At 46.6% G+C, this 23,691-nt stretch carries 21 protein-coding genes; 9 read left to right on the top strand and 12 right to left on the bottom strand.

Annotated elements, in window-relative coordinates; genetic code table 11:
* Positions 1 to 35: 35 nt before the first annotated feature.
* A complete protein-coding gene (locus tag ACFFJH_RS05920) occupies positions 36 to 221 on the bottom strand; it encodes a hypothetical protein (protein ID WP_390210878.1) in 186 nt (61 codons plus the stop codon).
* A gap of 380 nt (positions 222 to 601) precedes the next feature.
* On the opposite strand from ACFFJH_RS05920, the gene ACFFJH_RS05925 reads away from it, so the two are divergent.
* Entirely contained in the window at positions 602 to 2,779 is a 2,178-nt protein-coding gene (locus ACFFJH_RS05925; RefSeq protein ID WP_390210881.1) for a putative bifunctional diguanylate cyclase/phosphodiesterase, read from the top strand.
* Here the strand turns inward: ACFFJH_RS05925 and ACFFJH_RS05930 are convergent.
* Together ACFFJH_RS05930 and exaC are read right to left on the bottom strand one after the other, a co-directional pair.
* On the bottom strand, positions 2,724 to 3,101 hold the full coding sequence (locus ACFFJH_RS05930; protein ID WP_390210883.1) for a DUF779 domain-containing protein: 378 nt from the start codon (positions 3,099 to 3,101) through the stop codon (positions 2,724 to 2,726). The genes ACFFJH_RS05925 and ACFFJH_RS05930 overlap by 56 nt on opposite strands.
* A gap of 128 nt (positions 3,102 to 3,229) precedes the next feature.
* Positions 3,230 to 4,750 carry an acetaldehyde dehydrogenase ExaC gene (gene exaC, locus ACFFJH_RS05935; RefSeq protein ID WP_390210885.1) on the bottom strand — a complete coding sequence of 507 codons (1,521 nt, stop codon included), beginning with the start codon at positions 4,748 to 4,750 and terminating at the stop codon, positions 3,230 to 3,232.
* A 464-nt stretch (positions 4,751 to 5,214) separates the two neighbouring features.
* Here exaC and ACFFJH_RS05940 point away from each other — a divergent pair, with 464 nt between their 5' ends.
* On the top strand, positions 5,215 to 7,215 hold the full coding sequence (locus ACFFJH_RS05940) for a sigma-54-dependent Fis family transcriptional regulator (RefSeq protein ID WP_390210887.1): 2,001 nt from the start codon (positions 5,215 to 5,217) through the stop codon (positions 7,213 to 7,215).
* A gap of 148 nt (positions 7,216 to 7,363) precedes the next feature.
* On the opposite strand, the gene ACFFJH_RS05945 is transcribed toward ACFFJH_RS05940, so the two are convergent.
* From ACFFJH_RS05945 to ACFFJH_RS05965, 5 genes are all read right to left on the bottom strand, one after another.
* Entirely contained in the window at positions 7,364 to 7,645 is a 282-nt protein-coding gene (locus ACFFJH_RS05945; protein ID WP_390210890.1) for a hypothetical protein, read from the bottom strand.
* 562 nt (positions 7,646 to 8,207) lie between these two features.
* A complete protein-coding gene (locus tag ACFFJH_RS05950; RefSeq protein WP_390210892.1) occupies positions 8,208 to 9,050 on the bottom strand; it encodes an SDR family NAD(P)-dependent oxidoreductase in 843 nt (280 codons plus the stop codon).
* 30 nt (positions 9,051 to 9,080) lie between these two features.
* Positions 9,081 to 9,824 carry a histidine phosphatase family protein gene (locus ACFFJH_RS05955; protein ID WP_390210894.1) on the bottom strand — a complete coding sequence of 248 codons (744 nt, stop codon included), beginning with the start codon at positions 9,822 to 9,824 and terminating at the stop codon, positions 9,081 to 9,083.
* 16 nt (positions 9,825 to 9,840) lie between these two features.
* Positions 9,841 to 10,911: a phosphotransferase family protein gene (locus tag ACFFJH_RS05960; RefSeq protein WP_390210896.1), complete on the bottom strand. Its 1,071-nt coding sequence runs from the start codon at positions 10,909 to 10,911 to the stop codon at positions 9,841 to 9,843.
* A gap of 18 nt (positions 10,912 to 10,929) precedes the next feature.
* Positions 10,930 to 12,156, bottom strand: a complete 1,227-nt coding sequence (locus ACFFJH_RS05965; RefSeq protein ID WP_390210898.1) for an acyl-CoA dehydrogenase family protein — start codon at positions 12,154 to 12,156, stop codon at positions 10,930 to 10,932.
* 108 nt (positions 12,157 to 12,264) lie between these two features.
* Between ACFFJH_RS05965 and ACFFJH_RS05970 the strand changes: the two genes are divergently transcribed.
* The 4 genes from ACFFJH_RS05970 to ACFFJH_RS05985 all read left to right on the top strand — a co-directional run bounded on the left by ACFFJH_RS05970 (position 12,265) and on the right by ACFFJH_RS05985 (position 17,359).
* Positions 12,265 to 13,185: a LysR family transcriptional regulator gene (locus ACFFJH_RS05970; RefSeq protein WP_390210900.1), complete on the top strand. Its 921-nt coding sequence runs from the start codon at positions 12,265 to 12,267 to the stop codon at positions 13,183 to 13,185.
* A 267-nt stretch (positions 13,186 to 13,452) separates the two neighbouring features.
* Complete coding sequence (gene katG, locus ACFFJH_RS05975) at positions 13,453 to 15,675, top strand: catalase/peroxidase HPI (protein WP_390210904.1); 2,223 nt, start codon at positions 13,453 to 13,455, stop codon at positions 15,673 to 15,675.
* Between the two features lie 391 nt (positions 15,676 to 16,066).
* The gene (locus ACFFJH_RS05980; protein ID WP_390210907.1) at positions 16,067 to 16,768 is read left to right on the top strand and encodes a pirin family protein; all 702 of its coding nucleotides are present in this window, start codon (positions 16,067 to 16,069) and stop codon (positions 16,766 to 16,768) included.
* Positions 16,769 to 16,942: 174 nt separating this feature from the next.
* On the top strand, positions 16,943 to 17,359 hold the full coding sequence (locus ACFFJH_RS05985) for a DoxX family protein (protein WP_390210909.1): 417 nt from the start codon (positions 16,943 to 16,945) through the stop codon (positions 17,357 to 17,359).
* Positions 17,360 to 17,473: 114 nt separating this feature from the next.
* Here ACFFJH_RS05985 and ACFFJH_RS05990 read toward each other — a convergent pair whose 3' ends face one another.
* Positions 17,474 to 17,860, bottom strand: coding sequence for a VOC family protein (locus ACFFJH_RS05990; RefSeq protein ID WP_390210911.1), 387 nt, complete (start codon positions 17,858 to 17,860; stop codon positions 17,474 to 17,476).
* Positions 17,861 to 18,110: 250 nt separating this feature from the next.
* Positions 18,111 to 18,758 carry a hypothetical protein gene (locus tag ACFFJH_RS05995; RefSeq protein ID WP_390210913.1) on the bottom strand — a complete coding sequence of 216 codons (648 nt, stop codon included), beginning with the start codon at positions 18,756 to 18,758 and terminating at the stop codon, positions 18,111 to 18,113.
* 651 nt (positions 18,759 to 19,409) lie between these two features.
* On the opposite strand from ACFFJH_RS05995, the gene ACFFJH_RS06000 reads away from it, so the two are divergent.
* Positions 19,410 to 20,348 (top strand): LysR family transcriptional regulator, encoded by a 939-nt coding sequence (locus tag ACFFJH_RS06000; protein WP_390210915.1) that lies wholly within the window; start codon positions 19,410 to 19,412, stop codon positions 20,346 to 20,348.
* A 203-nt stretch (positions 20,349 to 20,551) separates the two neighbouring features.
* On the opposite strand, the gene ACFFJH_RS06005 is transcribed toward ACFFJH_RS06000, so the two are convergent.
* Both ACFFJH_RS06005 and grxD read right to left on the bottom strand, forming a co-directional pair.
* Positions 20,552 to 21,145, bottom strand: a complete 594-nt coding sequence (locus tag ACFFJH_RS06005) for a UbiX family flavin prenyltransferase (protein ID WP_390210917.1) — start codon at positions 21,143 to 21,145, stop codon at positions 20,552 to 20,554.
* Between the two features lie 24 nt (positions 21,146 to 21,169).
* Positions 21,170 to 21,481: a Grx4 family monothiol glutaredoxin gene (grxD, locus tag ACFFJH_RS06010; protein ID WP_390210919.1), complete on the bottom strand. Its 312-nt coding sequence runs from the start codon at positions 21,479 to 21,481 to the stop codon at positions 21,170 to 21,172.
* Between the two features lie 241 nt (positions 21,482 to 21,722).
* On the opposite strand from grxD, the gene ACFFJH_RS06015 reads away from it, so the two are divergent.
* Together ACFFJH_RS06015 and ACFFJH_RS06020 are read left to right on the top strand one after the other, a co-directional pair.
* The gene (locus ACFFJH_RS06015; RefSeq protein ID WP_390210921.1) at positions 21,723 to 22,148 is read left to right on the top strand and encodes a DUF2141 domain-containing protein; all 426 of its coding nucleotides are present in this window, start codon (positions 21,723 to 21,725) and stop codon (positions 22,146 to 22,148) included.
* 11 nt (positions 22,149 to 22,159) lie between these two features.
* Positions 22,160 to 23,680 (top strand): carotenoid oxygenase family protein, encoded by a 1,521-nt coding sequence (locus ACFFJH_RS06020; protein WP_390210923.1) that lies wholly within the window; start codon positions 22,160 to 22,162, stop codon positions 23,678 to 23,680.
* Positions 23,681 to 23,691 lie beyond the last annotated feature (11 nt).

Raw genomic sequence — 23,691 nt, forward strand, 5'->3', positions numbered from 1 at the left:
ATAGAAGTGTGTTGTGAGATCGGCTGGTGATCGCGCTAATGGCGCAATAGCCAGCCGCTTAGTTGCTGATTCCATGCTTGAAACCAGATCACTTGTTTTGGAACCACCACAAGACACCCATCTAAACCTTGTTTTGGAACCACCACAAGACACCCATCTAAACCAAACAAATAAACAACAAAAACATCTGAAGTAGCCAAAGTGCTACGCACTTCATCCAAATAAGACCACTCCAGCAACAACATCGACTACGAGTGGTTTTCTTATCAAGCTTTCTATCGTGGTATGACGGAACTTATTCAAGTTCGGCCGGTCTTTGCTAGCTGGCGCAAGTTGTTATCAATTAAGTATAGACGTATAATTAAATGCTTTAAAGCATCTTTTTCGGATTTTGTATGTGATGCTTGGCTTGAGATTGTGTGGATTGCCGGTGATTTGGTGACGGCCAATTTGTATTGCTGTTACTCGGTTTATGCTGAATCGCTATGGCTTGGCTCGAGATACCACTTGGCATGTCAAACTAACACAATTTGATTTTCGGACTTGAGATGCCTAGGTATTTTTTGCCTAGCGCCCTATTGATGAATAACATAAGGATGAAATGAACGCTCCCGTTGCAACGCTGTATTTTATATCCGTGGGAGTGTTTGCCTTAGGTTCGTTTCAGGCCGCGGTTACTGCGCGTAGCAGCGCTTATACCCGAGCCTGTTGGACGTTTTCTGCTTTATGTTTGTTGTTTGCTTTATTTCAATTAGCGTGTGGGATTCAATATTCTGCTACTAGCTTTCAAGCGGCCTTATTTGCCCATAAGTGGGTGAACTTTTTTTCTGTTCTCATTATTCCCTTGATTTGGTATTTGGTCGCGGCACTAGAGCTGAAGTCGAGCTCGTTTCGCGTTTCTTATATTGTGGGTGGCGTGGCCGGTATGATCATGCTGGCTAACTATTTGAGCCCCTTTGGTTATCGTTTTGTTCAATTACATCCGGAAGTGGCGACCGTCATGCCTTGGGGTGAGCAGATGTGGATATTTTCGGGAGAGCCAACTTTAGCTTTTCGAATTTTACGTTTGATCGCCTTGGGTTTGATTATTCACACCATGATTTTCTCTTTTAGGATTATCCGTTTGGGGGAGAAGTTAACGAGTAGGCTCATTTGGGCATCTTTGTCATTGTTGCTGCTGTCGGGCATATTTGCTGGCTTATCGGATACGGGGGTATTGAAGGCGCCGTATCTGGGAGGCTTTAGTTTTCTATTCTTAGCCGTTTCTTTTTCGGCACTAGTTGGTAAAGATGTGTCGAACCGAAGAATTGAAGAGCTGGAGATTTATAGTGAATTACAGCACGAGATTGAAAGCAGAAAAATCGCTAATCAGCGCATAGAGCATGTCTTAAACAACGACGTGTTAACTGGTTTGCCGAATCGGGCGGGGGCCTTGTTTAGTCTGCGTGATTTGCTGGAATTAAATCGGGTGAATGAATCCAAATTAGGCGTTTTTATTTTTGACGTTGATCAATTAAGTATCGTTAACGGCACGCGTGGTTATAAAGTAGGTGATCAGTTATTGATCGAGGTCTCGCAAAGAATTCGACAAAGTGTCAGGGATAGTGACCTGGTTGCTCGACTGGGTAGTGGTCGGTTTGTGGTGGGAGCGACCGGTTTAAAAACTGAGCGCTGCGTCACGATAGTCTATGAAAAAGTAACGGGCGCTTTGGCATCGCCATTTTTTATCGAAGATAATCTTTTGAGCATCACGTCCAATACGGGTGTGGCGGTGTTCCCTGATAATGTCGGAGCGGAGGACGATATTCTGGCGGCTGCCGAACTGGCGCTGCATGATGCGAAAAGTCATGGCACGGGTAAATTGCGTTTCTTCCATCCCTCATTGAAAGAAAACATACGACAAAGAATTGATTTTGAACGAGCGCTGAAAGAAGCTTTAGAGAAAGATCAATTTTTCCTTTGCTATCAACCTCAAATATCCGCGTCCAGCGGGCAGACTGTTAGCTTGGAAGCCCTGATACGATGGCAGCATCCAGTATATGGTTTGGTGATGCCAGATCGCTTTATTCAATTGGCAGAAACCATGGGTATCATTGCTCACATTGGTGCTTGGGTGATCGACAAATCCTGTGAGCAATTGGCACGTTGGCGTGCGATGGGCTATCACGAACTTAGAGTCGCAATTAATCTCTCAGCCCAACAATTACTTGTCTCCGAGCTAGAAGAAACCGTATCGGCAGCTTTGCAACGTTATCAATTATCAGGCAGTGATATTGAGCTAGAAATTACCGAATCAGTTCTGATGCAAGATCCCGAACGTTCGATTGAACGTCTTGGCGCATTGCGTAAATTGGATGTGCGTTTGTCGATTGATGATTTTGGGACTGGCTATTCTTCTTTAGCTTATCTGCGTGTGTTACCCGTGCAAGCTTTCAAGTTGGATCGTGGCTTTGTCTGGGACATGGACAAGGGCGGTAAAGCGTGGGAAATTTGTGCTACCGCGATTAGCCTCGCGCAAAATCTTGGCTTGGAAGTGGTGGCTGAAGGTGTGGAAACAGAAGAGCAATCTGAACAATTAAAAAAATTGGGCTGTCATCTGTTGCAAGGCTATTTGTTCGCCAAACCCTTGACGGTTGAGGCTGCGGATATTTTTCTCGCGGCTTCCTTGTTGGGAAATCAAAAAGCTGAGGCAACGCCAACGCCAGCGATATTGCACGCAAAAACTAATTCAAATCTCGCTGGACTTGCGCTTCAATCTGAGCCCATTCCTCCTCAGTAAATAAGCGAGAACGCGTGTGAAACGCTTTGCCGCTGGCACCTTCTAATGAAAATGTGCCGCCGTGTCCCTCGATGACATCGAGAATTAATTGCGTATGTTTCCAATAATCGTATTGCAGCTTGCCGATGTAAAACGGAACGCCATCCAGTTCGCCTAATTTAATATCGTAAGGCCCAATAGTCAGGTCGCTTGGTAAATAGCAATTCGCAGCACTATTGTCGCAACATCCTCCCGATTGATGAAACAGGATATCGCCGTGCTCGGCTTTGAGTTGAGTAATCAGATCGTAAGCCGCAGGAGTGGCTATGACTCGGTCTACCATAATGCCTCGCGCTAAATTGAAATGAATTAATTTAAGAATGGCGCAGTATTTCTATCCATACTGCGCCATTCTTTGCTCATCATAAACCATGGCTTTGATTACGATCGTAGCCGTAGCTACACCTTCGCTTAGAAGAAGCCCAATTTATTTTCGCTGTAGCTGACCAAGAGATTTTTAGTTTGCTGGTAGTGATTCAACATCATTTTGTGATTTTCACGACCTATGCCGGACTCTTTGTAACCACCGAATGCGGCATGAGCAGGGTAAGCGTGATAGCAATTAGTCCAAACACGACCGGCTTTGATGGCGCGTCCCATGCGGTAGGCGACATTGCCGTTGCGGCTCCAAACACCGGCGCCCAAACCGTACAAGGTATCATTGGCAATCTCCAGCGCTTCGGCTTCGTCTTTAAAGGTGGTGATCGCTAACACTGGGCCGAAGATTTCTTCTTGGAAGATGCGCATCTTGTTATGGCCTTTGAACATGGTCGGCTGTACATAATAGCCACCTTCCAAATCGCCACCTAAGTGCGCTTGCGCACCGCCAATTAGTACTTCTGCACCTTCTTGTTTGCCGAGATCAAGATAGGACAAGATCTTGGTCAATTGTTCTTTAGACGCTTGCGCACCCATCATGCTGTCGGTGTCCAGTGGGTTAGCATGCTTGATCGCTGCTACGCGCTGCATGACACGTTCCATGAATTTATCGTAGATACTTTCTTGTATCAAAGCACGCGATGGGCAGGTACAAACTTCGCCCTGATTGAATGCAAACAAGACCAAGCCTTCTATCGCTTTATCAAGGAAAGCATCATCTTTATCCATGATGTCAGCAAAGAAGATATTGGGCGACTTACCTCCTAGTTCTAAGGTAGCGGGAATGAGATTGTTCGCTGCCGCTTGCGCAATAACGCGACCAGTTGAGGTGGAACCAGTGAATGCAATTTTTGCGATGCGCTTGCTATTGGCTAAAGGCATACCTGCTTCGCGACCATAACCGTTGACGATATTTAATACGCCCGCTGGCAGTAAGTCGGCGATAAGTTCAGTCAAAATTAATAGCGAAATTGGAGTGGATTCAGCGGGTTTTAAGACCACACAATTGCCTGCAGCTAGCGCTGGGGCAAGCTTCCATGCCGCCATCAAAATCGGGAAATTCCATGGAATGATTTGCCCAACTACGCCTAAAGGTTCATGGTAATGATAGGCCACTGTGGTTTCATCGAGTTCGGACAAAGAACCTTCTTGGGCGCGAATGCAACCAGCAAAATAACGGAAGTGATCGACCGTCAGTGGGATGTCGGCATTCAAGGTTTCGCGTATGGCTTTGCCATTATCGACCGTCTCTGCGTAGGCTAGTAATTCGAGATTGGCTTCTATGCGATCGGCAATTTTATTCAAAATATTGGCGCGTTCAGTCGGAGAGGTTTTGCCCCAAGCATCGGCTGCTGCATGCGCTGCATCAAGCGCTAGCTCTATGTCTTCCGCAGTTGAACGTGCCGCTTGTGTATACACTTTGCCGCTAATGGGTGTAATTACATCAAAGTACTGCGCCTTGACCGGAGCAGTCCATTTACCGCCGATAAAATTGTTGTAGTGAGATTGGTATTGAATGAGCGCACCTGCAGTGCCTGGGGCTGAGTAAATCAAGTTGGTCTCCTTGGGTGGTGGTTTAGTTGTGGTTGTCTTATCGATAAACTTATTAGCAAGCTGAGATGTGTCACAGCGATGGTCAACCCAGACTTGTTCCCATGACTGATTGCAAATGCCATGCCAGTTGTATTTGGTTTTTTGGGAGATTCACTATGCTGCATTGCAACCTCCTAGCTAGGGTGTTTTCTTTGCTCAATTTTGTAAAAAAATGGTTTGCTTTTTTATTGATTTTTCGCAGACTTATTGTTTTAGGACAGTAGAAATTCTCTTCTGTGCTGGTATCGATGAGGCGCAATCCTGCTACTATGTTTGTCAGTTGTCCGCGCTGTAACGTGACAGCTGTAACATTTTGAGACAGGTAATAGTTTGGTGTTGCGTTGTGCGCTAGTACCAATTTGCGTGTAGCCTATGAAGAAACCAAACAAAGAAAAGCGACCTATATCGCTCACGGAGACCAGTTCATGCGCCATCACGCGATCCTTCCCGCACCGCACTTGAAACAAGCGCGCTTACAGTTTGTAGAGCGCGGTATTTATCCAGAATCTGCTATTGATTTGCGTGTTGCTCAGTCTTGGCAACGAAGCTTGTCTGCTGGACTTTCACCGGTAGGTGCAGTCGATAGTGTTGATAATTTAAGTGCGCGTAATCTGGATTATGTTCGTGATGTCAACCACGAATTAATCAGTCATTCCGAGCCTGTGATTGAATACCTGTTTGGCCAACTTAGGCACAGTCATAGCATGGTGATACTGGCCGATGCTCAAGGTGTTTTAATGCATACCTTGGGTGATCTGGATTTTCTAAGTAAGGCGGATCGTGTCGCGCTCAAGTGTGGCGCAAGTTGGGCTGAAAATCAGCGTGGTACCAATGCTATCGGAACGGCTCTCGCGGATGCCAGTGAAATAGAAATCAACGGTGCCGAACACTATTTAGAGCACAATGAATTTTTGACTTGTGCCGCAGCGCCGATTTTGTCCGCGCAAGGTAAGTTGATGGGCATACTGGATATTTCGGGTGATCACCGCAGTCGCCATCCCCATACATTGGGATTAGTCTCGACCGCAGCCCAGATGATAGAAAACAGTATGGTGCTAAGCTCATCCCAGCATCAAATTATCGTGCGGTTGCATGCTCGGGCAGAAGGTTTAGGATCGGTCGCTCAGGCCGTATTGGCATTTTCTGAAGATGGTTTTTTACTGGGTGCGAATCGATGTGGTTTAAGTCTATTGAAACTACGTTATGCCGATCTTGGGGCAAGCTCGTGGGCGCAATTGTTTGATCAGGATTTTGAAACTTTATTAACGCTTTCTACACGTTCGGCAGGCTATGCGCATCCAGTTGGTATTCCTCAAGTCTTGTCTTGTCGGGACGGTCGTCGTTTGTTTATGCAAATGCATAGTCAAAATAGAGTTCGTCAGGCAGTGACGATTAGTACGCAAACTGAGCTTGATTCATTACACACTTCATCACAGATCGATCGTCGTTGGTTTGCGGCGGATCAAAAGGCGCGTAAGTTGATTGATAAAGCGATTCCCTTATTAGTCACCGGTGAATCGGGTGTAGGAAAAGAAGTATTCGCTCGCTCTGTACATCAGGCCTCAAGCCGTCGTGACAAGCCCTTTGTCGCGGTGAATTGCGCGGCGATTCCTGAGCATTTGATTGAGGCTGAATTATTCGGATATGTCGCGGGTGCATTCACCGGCGCATTGCGACAAGGAGCGCTGGGTCGCTTGCGCGAGGCGCATGGCGGCACTTTGTTTCTAGACGAAATCGGCGACATGCCTTTGTCTTTGCAGACTCGGTTATTGCGGGTTTTACAGGAGAGAGTCGTCACGCCTTTGGGCAGTAGTGCGGCGATAGCGGTGGATTTTAATTTGATTTGCGCGACCCACCAAAATCTACAAAGCAATATAGAGCAAGGGCGTTTTCGGGCAGATTTGTATTATCGTATTAATGGCCTGCATTTGAGTTTGCCCGCTTTGCGTGAACGCACTGATTTTGTTGAGCTATGTTTGAATCTGTTAAGTGAATTGAGACAGCAGCAGAGCGATATTATTAGCATTGCCCCAGATTTATTGAGTGCCATGTGTCGTTATCATTGGCCAGGAAATGTGCGGCAACTCAGTCATGTACTGCGTGCGGCCGTGGCTTTGATGGATGAGTACCAATCTGAAATTAGTTGGGAACATTTGGGGGATGAACTCGCCCAAGAGTTAGCACTATTAACGGGAGTCAATGACAATCTAATTTCAATTGCCACCATGGCGAGTCGAGCAGATATCGATGCTGACACTGAGACCGAAAAAATGCCAGTAAGCAATTTGCGGCAGAGTGCGCATCAGTTAATCTTAATGGCCTTGCAAAATGCAAACGGTAATGTGTCAGCCGCTGCGCGTGATTTGGGTATTAGTCGTCAAACCTTGTATCGCAAAATACGTAGTCAGCGTATGACCCAATCGTGAACGAATAGTGAACGAATTGCGCTATGTACATTGCTAAGCAGAGTGAGTGATGTGTTGAGTTAATAGATAAAAAAAGCGTCAACTGGTATTTACCGTTGACGCTTTCTTTTTGATCTTGATGCAATGATGAATGAAACTTAGTTCAGTTCTATATTTGATCCGGCATACGGAACTTTGATCTGCGATCACCCATCAAGTTACGGATTTCTTTAATGCTGATGCCTGATTCTTCGTGCATACGAATCAGTAATGAAGGACCGACGGGCAGAATTTTGTGACGTATTTTACTGATCACTGGCGGCGCCACTTCTAAAGCACGAGAGAGTGCCGCGTCGTTTTTAATGCCTAGAGTTTTGATCAAAGTATCAAGCAAGTTATTTGGATCGTATTGAAACTCTTCGGACGTTGGAATGTCGAGGATATTAGCCATGGAATATGATGTCTCCGATTTAAATGATTGAAATAAAAAAACTTTGACTTCTGACCAGGTTTTAAGGCTTGAAACTTAGGGTACAACTGGTTTTTCAACTAGGTTTGCAACTGAGGCTGAACTAAGTCTGTAAGGCTGATATCATTGATTTAGAAAGCACCCAGTAACTCGTACTTTAAGGCAAAACTTAAATGGCCTATTAGCACGGATTGATACATCTTCGACTTGTGATTTTGCTTACTTCAATGTATTCAAGTAACGCTAATAATGCAAGGTAAATTATTATGTCTATTTGAACCGACAGAGCCTTTGGCATAGATATATTCTGCTACCTTAGTGCCTATCTAGCCATCTCTCTCTGGATCAGGTCAAAATGGTCATATACACCATTGTAGGAGATTTCGGTAAAAGCAAATGTGAAAAATTGTCACGTGATTTTGATATGCGCAAAAAACCACGGAAACCTAAAGTGGTATTTGCGCATCGTTGAACTTATGACTGGCTTGATCTAAGCACGCATAGTGATGCGTGCCGACTAGGCGTCGGTGGATTGTGAGTGGTCTTAGATGGGTAAGAGACTGGGGGAGCGACCCTGCAATATATCTTCGCTACGGATGTGTACCGCTGCTTTTGATTCTGGATGAGTCAGAATGTAGAACTGTTTTTGTTTTACCGCCGATATCACTGCCTGTGCAACTTGCTCAGGAGCGATCCCTGCTTCCACTGCCTTGGTGATTGCTGCACCGGTTTTCAGGCTGATGGTTTCTAATTGCTCTAGCTTACTGCGGTCGGCCTGATCGCGATGACGCTCTGAGTCCGTGATGCGAGTTTTGACCCAGCTTGGGCAAAGCACTGACACACCGATTTTTGATTTACGTAAAGTTAGATCGTGATACAAACTCTCACTCAAAGCGACGACGCCGAATTTACTCACATTGTAGGCAGCTAGCGCGGGTTCTGCGATTAAGCCAGCGAGCGATGCGGTGTTGACGATATGAGCTTCTTCCTTACTTGCCAACATGCGGGGAACGAAGGCACGTAGCGCATGGGTGACGCCATAAAGATTGATGCCCATAATCCATTCCCAATCTTTAGCCGTTGTTTCCCAAGCAGATTTGGTGAAAGCGACACCCGCGTTATTGACCAGCAAATGCACCTGTCCAAATTGAGTATAAGCTTGGTCGGCCAGATGCATGATGGCCGCTTCTTGTGCGACATCGGTGACCACGCCTATCACTTGGCTGCCGTTCTGGCGTAATTCGGTGACGGTGTGCGCTAGCGTCTCGGCGCTGATATCGGCCAATACTAATTTCATTCCTTCGGCCGCCGCCGCGATGGCGATAGCTTTACCTATACCTTCGGCAGCACCCGTGATGACGGCGACTTTGCCTGTTAGTTCTTGCATCTTGTTCTCCAAAAGATAGTATGAATTTGATTAACGATAGCTGATCAGTTCTGATCGTGGATCGAGGTCGAGATGAGCGCTGCTATTGAGATAGTTCAGACTCAGTTGTTTGCTGCCTGCTCTAAGCTTGGTGATGCCGGTATTGATAAGACAGGCGTTCAAATCAAAAATGCGTTGATCGTTAATGCCTAAAATTTCTTGTAATAAAACTGAGATGGTGCCGCCAGAAGTAAAGATGCAGATATTCTTATCGGCTTCAGAGGCTTCTTGCATTGCTAATACTCGCTTGAGCGCTAGTCGGCATCGCTGCTGAAAGGCGAGCCAAGACTCACTGTAATCATCAAACTCACCGCTAGTCCAACGCTGGATCGCCGCAGTAAACATGGCGTGAAATGCCTGACGTGGATGTGGGTGTTTAGCCAAAGATTGTTTAAGTGCCTTGAAGTCAGTAAATTCCGTGCAGTATTTTAGTAATACTTCTTCGTGTTGAAATTCGTTGAATCCTGGGTCGAGTTGCCAGTTTTGCTGCGCAATTTCCTGCTTAATCTTCGGAGTTGTGTTGGTTTGCTCGTCGCTAAATTGCTGAAGGCAGTGTTCCGCAGTTTGGCGATGTCGCCGATTGCCGCCGATAACAATGTGATGCATGCTTTGTCGGGTTTGACGTAGCCAGGAACCAAGCAGTCGTGATTGTTCTTCGCCCAGCGGTGACAGTTGATCGTAATCATCTGCATCAAAACTCGCCTGTCCATGACGGATTAAATAAATATGACTCATGTAAGTAAAAAAATGCTTATAGAGAGGATGTGCGAATCAGTCCTAAGCAGCGTTGCTCAAGGTAATTGCTCAGCTTGCCAAAATTGGCAAAAGCAGGATTAGTGGTTTGTCCGTGAAAGTAACGGTAATAAATCTGTTGCACAATCACTGCTAAGCGGAACAAACCAAAGATCGCATAAAAATCAAAATTGTCGACACGGTAGCCAGTTTTTTCACCGTAATAGGCAATCACTTCTTGACGCGTTAGCATGCCAGCTAAATGTGTCGGCTGACGGCGAACTGATTGAAAAACGGCATCATCATCGGCCTGTACCCAATACGCGAGGGTATTGCCTAAATCCATCAATGGATCACCGAGTGTCGCCATTTCCCAATCGAGTACACCGATGACTTCAGTTGGTTTTTCTGGGTTCAAAACGACATTATCAAAACGGAAGTCATTGTGGATTAGACAGGTAGCAAGATCCTGTGCGGGCATTTTTTCGTGTAGCCATTGCATCACGCTTTCAAAATCACCGACGTCCTCGGTTTTTGCCTGACGATAGCGTTCGCTCCAACCTGTCACTTGGCGTGCCACATAGCCCGCACCTTTGGCGATTGAGGCCAAACCGGCTTGTTGATAATCGATCTGATGTAGCTCTAACATTTTGTCGATGACGTTCAGGCACAAACGGCGCGTGTCTTCGACGGAAAGTGCTAAATCTTTGGGGAGATTTTGACGCGGAATAATTCCATGCACGCGTTCCATCACGTAGAAGTCACAATCCATAATGGTGGGATCGCTGCAAGTGGCAATCACCTCCGGAACATAGCGATATACAGGCTTGAGCGCGCTCATGATATTGGCTTCGCGTAGCATGTCATGCGCTGACTTGGCGCGGTATCCGAACGGCGGGCGACGTAAGATGAGATCGCGTTCTGTATAACGTAATAGATAAGTCAGATTGGAGGCGCCACCAGCGAATTGCTCAATGATAGGTTCGCCAGTTAAGTTGGGTAAATGTTGGTGAATGAAGGCGCTGATTTTTTGGCGATCAAGTTCTTCGCCAGCACGCACTGCGCTTGCCTTGTCTAATAAATGATTCATGCTCATAGTCATTTTTGTTTAGTTAGAAATGCCGAGGCGTTTAGCTTGTCGTTTCAATTCGAGTTTGGCGATCAAGCCGCGATGTACTTCATCTGGTCCATCGGCAATGCGCAACACACGTGCATAGGCATATAAAGCGGTGAACGGAAAATCGTCAGATAAGCCAGCACCACCATGCATTTGCATCGCGGCATCGATCACTTGTGTACCGACATTTGGCGCAATCACTTTGATTTGGGAAATCTCGCTCATCGCGCCTTTGACGCCGACCGTGTCCATCATCCAAGCCGCTTTCAGGGTCAGCAATCTGGCTTGTTCTATCGCCATGCGCGCATTTGCAATGATGTCGGCGTTACCGCCGAGCTTGGCCAAAGGTTTGCCAAAGGCGACGCGTTGCATCGCGCGTTCACACAGCAGTTCTAATGCAAATTCCGCAGCGCCGATTGCCCGCATACAGTGATGTATTCGTCCAGGCCCCAAGCGTCCTTGGGCGATTTCGAAGCCACGTCCTAAACCACCGATGACCGATGAAACAGGCAGGCGCACATTGGTAAAACTAACTTCGCCATGTCCATACGGTTCGTCTAGTGTATGGAATACGGGTAGCATGCGTTCTATCTTCACGCCGGGAGTATCAAGTGGCACCAAGATCATGGAATGCTGTTGATGCTTGTCCGCGCTGGTGTCGCTCAGGCCCATAAAGATCAACACCTTGCAGTTCGGATGGCCAATGCCAGAACTCCACCATTTGCGCCCATTGAGTACGACTTCGTCACCTTCCAAGATCGCGGTTGCTTGCATATTGGTGGCGTCACTGGATGCGACTTCCGGTTCTGTCATACAAAAAGCGGAGCGGATTTCACCTGCCATCAGGGGTTTTAGCCAGCGTTGTTTTTGTTCTTCACTGCCGTATTTGACTAACACTTCCATATTGCCAGTGTCGGGTGCATTGCAGTTGAAGACTTCAGGCGCGATCATCGAGCGACCTGTGATTTCTGCTAAAGGGGCGTAATCGACATTGGATAGACGTGCGCCGTCTTCCGGTAAAAATAAATTCCATAAGCCAGCAGCACGCGCTTTGGCTTTCAACTCTTCCATCACTGGCGGTTGTTGCCACTGTGTCCAATCAGCACCTCCCCGTAATTGCGCGGCGTAGGCTTGTTCGGCGGGGATCACATGTTCTTGCATGAAGGACTGCATACGTGCAATTAAGCTAGTGGCAGTATCGGAATGGGCAAAGTTCATAGCGCACTTTCGTAGAGTGGGAGAGCAAATACAAACGGTGTTGCAGCAGCATACGAGCTAGCTATGAATTATTCAAATGAATGATTTGAATGTGACATAATTCATTTCATGCATATATCTCGTACTGATCTTAATCTCTTCGTGGTGCTTGACGCGATTTACAGTCAAGGCAATATCACACGCGCTAGCCAGACCTTGCATTTGAGTCAGCCTACGCTCAGCCACGCCTTGGCGCGCTTGCGTAGTATGTTTGATGATCCCTTGTTTGTTAGGCAGGGCAGTGCGATGGTGCCGACCCCGTTCACGCGCAGCATCATTACGCAGGTGCGTCAGGGTTTGCATTTATTTGAAATGAGTTTGCAGCCTGATCAAAGTTTTCATCCTCAGCAAACCGAACGTCGCTTCCATTTGGGGTTGCGTGATGTATTTGAAGCGACCATCTTGCCGCGACTCATGCAGCGCATTGCGCAACAGGCACCCGGCATCAGTATCACCAGTGTGCGGGTCGATAGGCGCGAGATCGAAGCAGGATTAAGCAGTGGCAACCTCGATATGGTGTTAGAAGTGCCGATCCCGCTGGCTGGCAATATTCACCAGCAACGCGTTTCGCGCGATCGTCTGATTGTGCTATCACGCAAAAATCATCCTAAGATGCCTAAGAAGAAAAATGTCGCGCTTGATCTCAACACCTATTTACAACAAAGTCATGTGCTGGTGTCGTCTCGTAAACAAGGCATGGGTTTAGAAGATTTCGAATTAAATCGAGAAGGTTTGCGCAGACAGATTAGTTTGCGCTGCCAGCATTATTTCGCCGCTTGTCGGGTGGTGAGTGAAACCGATTTACTGCTGACCATGCCAGAGCAATATGCCAAGATGGCGAATGCGCAGTTTATGAATAGGATAGACCCTTTTCCTCTCGCCACCCAACAGATAGATGCTCACCTCTATTGGCATGCGAGCGCCGATAGCGATCCTGCCAACACATGGTTGCGTGAGCAATTATTTGAATTGATGCAGCAAGTGGTATGACTGACCCATATTGAGAGTGTGGAAAATTTTCCCTTGCCAGCCTAATTCAAACGCCTGTCATACGGCATACATCACAATAATGCACTATGCTGACGTAACTGCGTATAAACCACGCCTATGGTTATTTAGTTAAAATTTATCGAATCCATAAATTTAATTGCATTGATCTATCGGTCTTTGCTCTCTAGAATCAAACCCATCGTAGTTTTGAACTTGTTATTGAGCATGTTGTTGAACTTACTTTTCAACTATTTCTAGGAGATTGATATGACCAACGAAGCAAAATGCCCTTTCCATCATGGTGCTGCTAAACACGCGGTTGCTGCAGGTGCGCCGACTAATTCCACTTGGTGGCCGAATCAACTGAAATTAAATATTTTGCATCAGCATTCGCCCAAGTCGAATCCTATGGAGCCGGATTTTGATTACGCAAAAGAATTCAAATCGCTGGACCTGAATGCGGTGGTGCAAGATCTCAAAGCACTGATGACCGATTCACAAGATTGGTGGCCAGCCGATTGGGGTCACTACGGTGGTTTGATGATACGCATGGCATGGCACGCGGCGGGCACCTATCGCGTTACGGACGGTCGCGGTGGTGCAGGTACCGGCAATCAACGTTTTGCACCTTTGAATAGCTGGCCAGATAATGGCAATCTCGATAAAGCACGCCGTCTGTTATGGCCGATTAAACAAAAATACGGCCGTAAAATTTCTTGGGCTGACTTGTTCATCTTAGCTGGTAATGTCGCATTGGAATCGATGGGCTTTAAGACCTTTGGTTTTGCCGGTGGTCGTGAAGACATCTATCAACCAGAGGAAGATATCTACTGGGGTTCAGAAACCGAATGGCTCGCAACCAGTGATAAAGCGAATAGCCGTTATGCTGGTTCAAGCGCAGGATCACGCGATTTGGAAAATCCATTAGCCGCTGTGCAAATGGGCTTGATCTATGTCAATCCAGAAGGTCCAGACGGCAATCCTGATCCTGTCGCTTCAGGTCGCGATGTGCGCGAAACCTTCGCCCGTATGGCGATGAATGATGAAGAGACGGTGGCTTTGGTCGCGGGCGGTCATACCTTCGGTAAAGCCCATGGCGCGGGTGATCCAAGCTTAGTTGGACCAGAACCAGAAGCGGCAGGCATAGAAGAACAAGGTCTGGGTTGGATTAATAAATTCGGTTCTGGCAAAGGCGTACACACGACGACCAGCGGTATCGAAGGCGCATGGAAACCTAATCCAACGACTTGGGATAACGGTTACTTTGACATGCTGTTCGGTTACGAATGGGAATTAACTAAGAGCCCAGCTGGCGCAAAACAATGGGTAGCAAAAGATTGCAAACCTGAACACTTGATTCCCGATGCGCATGATCCATCGAAGAAGCATGCACCGATGATGACTACCGCTGATTTATCGTTACGTTTTGATCCTGCTTACGAAAAAATTGCGCGTCGTTTCCATCAAAATCCTGCGGAGTTTGCCGATGCATTTGCGCGTGCTTGGTTCAAATTGACGCATCGTGATATGGGGCCAGTCACACGTTATTTAGGTGCCTTGGTACCAAGTGAAACCTTGCTCTGGCAAGATCCGATTCCCGCTTTGAATCACGCGGTAGTAGATGCACAAGACATCGCTGCCTTGAAAGCCAAAGTGCTGGCCTCTGGTTTAAGTATTGCGCAACTGGTCAATACTGCATGGTCATCCGCATCGACTTTCCGTGGCAGCGATAAGCGCGGCGGTGCCAATGGGGCGCGGATTCGCTTGTCGCCGCAGCGCGATTGGGAAGCGAATCAGCCTTTGGAATTAGCCAAGGTGTTGACGACATTAGAAGCGATCCAGCAAGAATTCAATGCGGCGCAATCCGGTGGTAAGAAAATCTCACTGGCCGATTTGATCGTATTGGCAGGTGCTGCAGCGATAGAAGCGGCGGCCAAAAAAGCAGGACAGGATGTGCAGGTACCATTCACGCCAGGTCGTATGGACGCATCGCAAGAGCAAACTGATGTTGATTCATTCGCGGTGTTAGAACCAGCCGCAGATGGCTTCCGTAATTATGTCCGTGTAGGTTTGGAGAAACACGCCGCCGAATTGTTAATTGATAAGGCGCAGTTATTGAATTTAAGTGCGCCAGAAATGACTGTCTTAATCGGTGGTTTGCGCTCTTTGAACGCGAATACGGGCAAGACTCAGCACGGTGTCTTTACTAAACGTCCAGAAACTTTGAGCAATGACTTCTTCGTCAACCTGCTCGATATGCGCACCAAGTGGCAGCCATCGACAACGGCAGGCGTGCTGGAAGGTCGTGATCGTCAGACGGGAGAAGTGAAGTGGACGGGCACAACAGTCGATCTCGTGTTCGGCTCGAATTCACAATTACGAGCTTTGGCCGAAGTGTATGCAAGTTCGGATGCACAACAACAATTTGTGCATGACTTCATCGCGGCTTGGAATAAAGTGATGAATGCGGATCGCTTTGATTTAGCGTAGCCTAATCTTTGAAAAATCCTCTCTTGCTCGCAAGGGAAATCTGAAAAGATACATGAAAAAAGGGGACAAATCTTTTGTCCCCTTTTTTTGTTATTTCTGACTTGACCCTCGACTCAGAGTTAGTGGTAGTTAGTGCATAATTGCTGCCATTGAAAATGCCAAACAGGCATAATTATTCGGAAATGAAATGCAAGTTAAGAGTAGCGTCCATAGAGACGGAAAGAACTACCATTATCTCTTGATAATCATTCAAAAATTTTGAACGATGTCATCAAAACCGTTCATCCCAAAGTCGGGCGCTAAGCCGCATAATCTCTTCCATCGCATCTCATTGCTATCTCATAGCAAATCAAAAACGAGATGCCTTGATTAATTCAACAGGAGAGAAAAAATGCTGACTTTAAGAAAATCACAAGACCGCGGACATGCTGATCATGGCTGGTTGAAAAGCCAGCACAGCTTTTCATTCGCCAATTACTACGATCCAGACCACACTGGCTGGGGCAATCTGCTCGTGATCAACGAAGATCGTATCGCACCAGGTACTGGTTTTGGTACGCACGGCCATCAGAATATGGAAATCATCAGCTATGTGTTGTCCGGTGAATTGGCGCATAAAGATAGTATGGGCAATATCAAAGGTATTCCACCGGGTGACGTACAACGCATGAGCGCAGGAACTGGCGTACGGCATAGCGAATTTAATCATGCCGACGGACAGCACACACACTTTTTGCAAATCTGGATACAACCCAATCGCTTAGGTGTGACGCCCGGCTATGAACAAAAAACCATACCGGCAGCGAGCAAACGTGGCGCATTGGCGCTGGTTGCGTCCCCCGACGGCGCTGGCGATTCTGTGTCTATGACCGCTGATGCTGCTATGTATGCCGGTTTGTTTGACGGTTCAGAACAGGCTGAGTTGACGCTGAATCCCGCCCGTAAAGCCTATGTGCATTTGATACGTGGCGAGTTGGAAGTCAACGGCCAACGTTTGAGCGGTGGTGATGCACTGCGCATAGAAAACGAAAGTCACCTGAGCTTGCGCCATGGTCGTGATGCAGAGGTTTTAGTGTTTGATTTGGCAGCGTAGATTTTGTAGGCCGGGTGCAACCCGCGTTGCTCAGGTGAGTGACGGTGTGGCGGCGCGGGTTGCACCCGCCCTACAATTTGTGGCCATAAATTAACGACCGCTCACCAGATAAATCCACTAAAAAATCACAGCAATCATTAAGAATTATCGTTATCAATTAAAAAGGAACTCATCATGTTTACCCAATTACAAAATCCATTGTCCCTCGTCGCTCGCTTATTACTAGCCGTATTATTTTTACCAGCAGGTATCGCCAAACTGACTGGCTTTGAAGGCACGGTAGGCTACATCACTTCAGTCGGTTTACCTGCGCCAACGCTAGCCGCCGCAGCTGCTTTGATACTCGAAATCGTCGGTGGCATCGCTTTGATCATAGGCTTAGGCACACGCTTCGCTTCGCTCGCCTTAGCTTTCTTCACGTTGGTCGCATCGTTCATTTTTCATGCATATTGGGCGGTGCCTGCAGGTCAAGCTTATGTGACGCAATTACTGTTCTTTAAAAACATTGCGGTGGCTGGTGGTTTGATGGCATTGGCAGCGTTTGGTGCCGGTGGCTGGAGTCTCGACGCGCGCCGCAGCGCTGGTGCTTAAGATCTTCATTGAATGTTGATGTTCGTTTTCCAGAAAGACATTTCTGGAAAACGAATCAAGCGAGTTGCACAATCCAGAATTTGGTCGCAACTTTTTGGAAAAAACGCAATCGATTTATTGACCTTCAGGCGGTTCCCACAACTCGACCTTATTGCCTTCCGGATCAATCACCCAGCCAAACTTGCCGTACTCAGACTCGTCAATCTTATCGAATACATGGCAGCCTTCTTGCTTCAACATCTTGATCAAGGCATGCAGATCTTGCACCCGATAGTTGATCATAAAAGGTGCAGTGCTAGGCGCGAAGTAGTCATTGTCTTGTGCATTAATCGACCAAGCGGTGGTACCCGCAACAGGCTTACCATCATCATCTGTCCAACTAAAAGCAGCACCGCCCCAAGATTGAACCTCTATCCCTAAATGCTTTTTGTACCAAGCATGCATAGCAGGTGCATCCTTAGCTTTGAAAAAAATACCGCCTATGCCAGTGACTCGTTTCATTTGGTTTCCTTTTCTTTCGTTGGTGGTGGGACTGCTATTTGAAACTATAAAGAGGTAGTTTTTCCGTAAGAAAAAATGTGGTGTTTTGTTGAGAACAATCTGCTGAAAAGTGTTGCAAAGACTTTGCCATAAGTCATTTTTCTAAATCAATGTGCTTGTCGTTTTTCATAAATTTTATGTAGAACACAAGTCTAAGAACATTGAATTTTGTTTGCTGCAAACGATACCAACTTAACGGAAAAATTTATGGTCAATTGATATCGCCACTCTTGAGTGGAAAACGGAAGATGCGAATCGGTACCGGATTCGGGCGTTCTCCATAAGTAAACTCGCCATTGATTACGCTTTGTTTCCACATATTGTTACTTTCTATGGAGATTTCTATGGAATCAATGGTGCTTTTTAAAGTGATTTTAGGTACGGGTTCTTTATACCAATTGATCCAATTGGTGACGCTTTCTGACGCATCTGGATAGGACTTCGTATCGATTGCAGCCTTGTAGAGAAGATCACCTTTCTTATTAAAGACTACCAGATGATAGGGGTTCCAAACTTTTATGTTTGATATCCCAATAATATAGTTTGAGTCAGGTGTAGCCCAAATCACCGTCAATGCTGGAACAGGTGATTTGAACAGAATGTTGCCCGTTTTTTTATCAAATGCTTGAATGTAGGAATAGGTATTCGATTCGGTAAATGGGTTCTTATCAGTGCTTATCATTGCCCATCGAGCATCTCTATTTTTCTTTGTCGACCAGTCATGCCAATGGACGATACTGATATCGGAAGTTTCGAATTGAATTTTTTTGATCTCTGCGTACCCAACTGAATCACACCACGCGGGGGCGCTATTGCCGAAAAAAAGAAAGACTATGCAAATTAATCTTAAGTTATTCATGAGTGCTTTCATGATGAGTTAAGTGGTATGTAGCGAAAACAGGAAATTGTACTCTGCAGCAGCGTGTTTGCATCGAGCAGTTGATTAAGCCAATGTGCGGTGACCACCTCGCGCGAAAGCCTTCAGTAATCAATGGAACAGTTTCGGCACAATACCATGCTCCAGACGCAAGCAAGACTATACTGAACAATATAGCGCGACCGTTCCTAGGACTTCTCATGGACAAAGCGAGCGATAGAATACTGCATATTGCACCAAATGAAAGTGCCCACATTGCTACAAGCTGTTCATTCATCGAAGGTTGGAAATGCGCCCCTTGTGCTGTCCAACGCCATTGAAGACAATAGTAGATCGTCCAAGGGAGTACTGAAAAGCCTAAGGCACTTAGTTATTGAGCATTTTTCTTCTGCATAAATAAATTGTTCTAAAACAAAAGAAACTAAGGTTAACATAAACATAAAATAACAACGAAGTATTCGTTTCTTTGATAGATGGCGTTTTACCTATTTTCTGACTTAAAAAATTAAGAATAGTAGTGTTTGTTTAAATCCACCTGTATCGCAAGCTTTTTTCAGCTTCCCCATAACAAAACGCATCCATCTCCACACATAAAATGCCATCATTCAAACAATTCAAATCAACACCATCACCATGAACACAAACACTCCACGCGATGTTTTAACGCCAGCCTCACTTTCCATGCTCCAGGTGATTGCTGATACAGGCAGTTTCGCTGCAGCGGCACGCAGTTTGAATATGGTACCTAGTGCTTTGACGTATAGGGTGCGGCAGATTGAAGATGCTTTGGATGTTTTATTGTTTGATCGTAGCTCACGTCAGGCTAAGTTGACTCAGGCAGGTGCTGAGTTGTTGCGTGAAGGGCAGAATTTATTGCTGGAAGTGGATGCCATTGCGAATCGGGTGAAGCGAGTAGCGACTGGGTGGGAGCCGCAATTGACGATTGCGATTGATAGCATTATTGATCGCAGTACGGTGATGGAGTTGTGTGAAAATTTCTTTAAATTGAATCCCCCAACCAAGTTGAAATTGAGAGCAGAAACTTTATCCGGTACTTTGGAAGCTTTGATTTCGGGGCAGGCCGATTTGTCGATTGGTGCGGTGATGGATGCACATGCCAAAGGTGGTTTACAACGTGAACTTTTGGGAAGCGTGTATTTTGCATTCGCAGTGGCGCCTCACCATCCTTTGGCGCAAGCCTGTGAACCTTTGTCAGATCAAACGATACGTGCGCACCGGGCAGTGGCAATTGCCGATAGTGTGCAACGTGGCGCAAGTATGTCGATAGGTTTGTTGAGTGGACAAGATGTTTTTACGGTCGCTGATTTACCCGCGAAACTGGATGCGCAAGTACGTGGTTTGGGCATCGGATTTTTACCGACCTGCGTCGCTCGATCCTATCTTGATACTGGGCGTTTAGTGGAAAAGAAAGTCGAACGCGCGCAGCAAAAAGTACAGAGTTATTACGTGTGGCGGCAGTCAACTAAATCGAAACAAGGACGAGCTTTGCAATGGTGGTTGGATCAATTGCAGTCGCCGACTACACGTGCTGCATTGCTGGGTGTGAGGTAATTTTAGGTGTTGGATGTTTGTTGAGGTAGACAGTGTTAATGCGAAATAGCAGCATTAGTCGTCATTCCTGCGTGTTTTTAGCAGGAATCCAGTGTCTTGATGGGCAATTGATGGAAGACGCTGGGCTCCTGCCTGCGCAGGAGCGACAATTAATTGAGTTTGCGGCTTTCTTGAGCAATGCGAATGTCTAAGCACCTAGTGCTTCAACTATCACCTTTTAAACCCGCCCAGCGTGGCGCAAGCTGATGTTCGATGCTGAACAAATCGAGCACCCGCGCCAAGCTGTGATCGACCATTTCTTCTATTGAGGCAGGACGATGATAGAAGTTGGGAAGTGGTGGAAAAATGATGCCGCCCATTTCGGTGACCGCGGTCATATTACGTAGATGCGCTAGATTAAATGGCGTTTCTCGCACCATCAAAACCAAACGACGGCGCTCTTTCAAAACCACATCGGCTGCGCGCGTAATCAAGTTGTCGGCAAAACCGTGTGCGACGGCGGCTAGGGTTTTCATGGAGCAGGGCGCGATGACCATGCCATCCGATTGAAAAGAGCCACTAGCGATGGTCGCACCGATATCACGTACTGCATGCACGACGTGCGCCATGGCTTCGATGTCTTTGCGTTTTAGATCTAACTCTTGATGAATGTTCAAAACCCCGGCATCCGAAATCAAAAGATGACTTTGTATGCCGGGTAGGTTTTGTAAATGCTGAAGCAGACGCACGCCATAGATCGCACCCGTCGCACCCGTGATGGCGACGATAATTCGTTTCGGTGCGAGTGGTGTGCTCATAGCGTGCTTATACTTGTGGAATGCTTAGCCTTTGATCAGGGCTTGCAATTCACCACTTTCAAACATTTCATTCATGATGTCTGAGCCGCCGATGAATTCACCGTTGATGTATAACTGAGGAATAGTAGGCCAGTTTGCGTAGTCTTTAATGCCTTGACGCACGACTGGGTCTTCTAACACATTGATAGTGACCAGGTTCTCTGCACCACTGGCCTTTAATAATTGAATCGCACGACCAGAAAAACCGCATTGTGGAAATTGCGCAGTGCCCTTCATGAACAGCACAACAGGGTTGGTGGTTACGGTTTCTTTAATCCAAGTTTGAACGTCGCTCATGATATTTCCTTAAAAGATAGATCGATGCTCGCCATTATAAAGGAAACTGAGAAAAGCCTGCGCAGGCAGAAGAACTAGCCCAAATAGCGGCGGATGTTTTTGCATCTTGCTATGTTGTTATTTATTTTTCGCGTCCTGTGACGACCATTGACGCCAAAAAGTGCTCGCTCCGTCGCAAAGACGCCAAAGCTTGCAATTCGCTTACTACCATGCAGACCTACATTATCAATTAGGAGGTCGTATGAAAATCGTTGCAACTATCGTTAGTGTTATGGCTTTAAGCTCTGCTTTGCTCAGCGCATCGGCCTTGGCGGGTGACTTAAAAGTGGAAGTACATGGCATTACCGAAACCAAAGGCGAGGTCATGGTGGCAGTCTTTAACCAAAAAGGACAATGGCTGAAGCAAGTGTATTTAAGTAAAAAGGTCGCGGCGAATGCGAATAAAGTCGCGGTTCAATTTGAGGGCTTGCCAGACGGAGATTATGCGATCTCGGTAATACAGGATTTGAACGGCAACGGACGTCTTGATAGCAATCCCATCGGTATGCCCACTGAACCTTATGGTTTCAGTAATGATGCGGTAGGTAATTTTGGTCCGCCGACTTTCGATAGCGCTAAGATCAGCTTAACTTCGGCGCCGCATAGTATCAGCGTACGTGTGAATTAAGGAGCGCTAGCATGAATCGCCGCCACTTTTTGCAATCGATGGGAACCGCCCTCGCTACCACTGCTGCCACTGCGTCCTTACCCTCGTGGGCACGTCAAGCGGATGCTGTTAATTCGCATTATCGCCGCGCTCCAGAACTGTTTAAAACCAATCCTAAACTGACTTGCCTGCGCGGATTCCAAGGTCAGGATATTAGTTGTGACGCGGCCTGGATAGAAGGCAAGTTACCAGCGGATTTACGCGGTGATTTTTATCGCAATGGTCCGGGTTTATTTGAACGCGGCGGGCAACGCTATCATCACTGGTTTGATGGTGATGGTTTAGTGCATGCATGGCGTTTTGGTGACAACGGGGTGTCACATCAAGCGCGCTTTGTTCGCACTAAAAAATTCGTCGCTGAACAGCAGGCGGGTGAATTTCTAGTTCCTGCTTTTGGTACGGCGATAGAACCGAAAATCCCATTGCGTACATCTGACACTATGAATACCGCGAATACTAACGTAATTCGCATGGATGGCCGCTTATTGGCGTTGTGGGAAGGTGGTTCGGCGCATGCGATGGATGCTCAGACTTTGACAACACAGGGCGCAGTGACTTGGGCACCCGAATTAGCAGGCATGCCATTTTCTGCTCACCCTAAAATGGAAGCCGATGGCAGTTTATGGAATTTCGGCACGATGATGGGTAAGCTGATACTTTACCAATTTTCGCCACAAGGTAAATTACTCAAGCACCATATTATGAATGCCCCACGTTCCGCCATGGTGCATGATTTTGCCATCTCACAAAAGCACATGATTTTCTTATTCGCACCGATACACTTGAATATGGATGCAGTGCGATCAGGAAAAAGTATGGTGCAGGCGATGGAATGGCAAGCCAAAGAATCGGTCAAAATTATGATCGTGGAGAAAGCCGATTTCAGTCGATTTCGCCTGCTAGAAATACCGGCGCTGATGGTTTTTCATTTCGGTAATGCGTGGGAAGAAAATAACGTCATTCATGTTGATTTTGTGAAGAGCGATAACCTGGATAATTTTAATGATTGGATGCCAAAAATCATGCGAGGTGAAGATGTGATCTCTGAACCTTCGACACCAGCGTTTTTAAAAATTGACTTGAATCGCAATAAGGTTAGTTTGACCGAACGCAGTGAAAATCTAGAATTTCCTCGTGTCGATCCACGTGTCGTTGGACAAAGAAATCGCTATCTCTATTATCCAGTCGCTGTAGAAAAAAATACCAACAACACCTTGAATGGTGTCATGCGTCTAGACCAAGAAAGTGGCAAGACGGACAGCTTTAATTTTGGCTCAGACTGTCGTTTGGAAGAGCATGTCGTGGTATCTAAAGCCGGTTCGACCAAAGAGGGCGAGGCGTGGTTGGTGGGCGTGGGTTTTGATATTCCACGGCAAACTAGTTTTGCTAGTGTTTTTGATGCACAAAATCTAGCAGCAGGACCAGTAGCACTGGCACACTTACCATATTGGCTGCCGCATTGTTTTCATGGGAATTTTTATTCCAAAGCTTGAGGTTGAATGTT

The organism is Affinundibacterium danionis, from assembly GCF_042432465.1.
GTDB lineage: Bacteria > Pseudomonadota > Gammaproteobacteria > Burkholderiales > Burkholderiaceae_D > Undibacterium > Undibacterium danionis.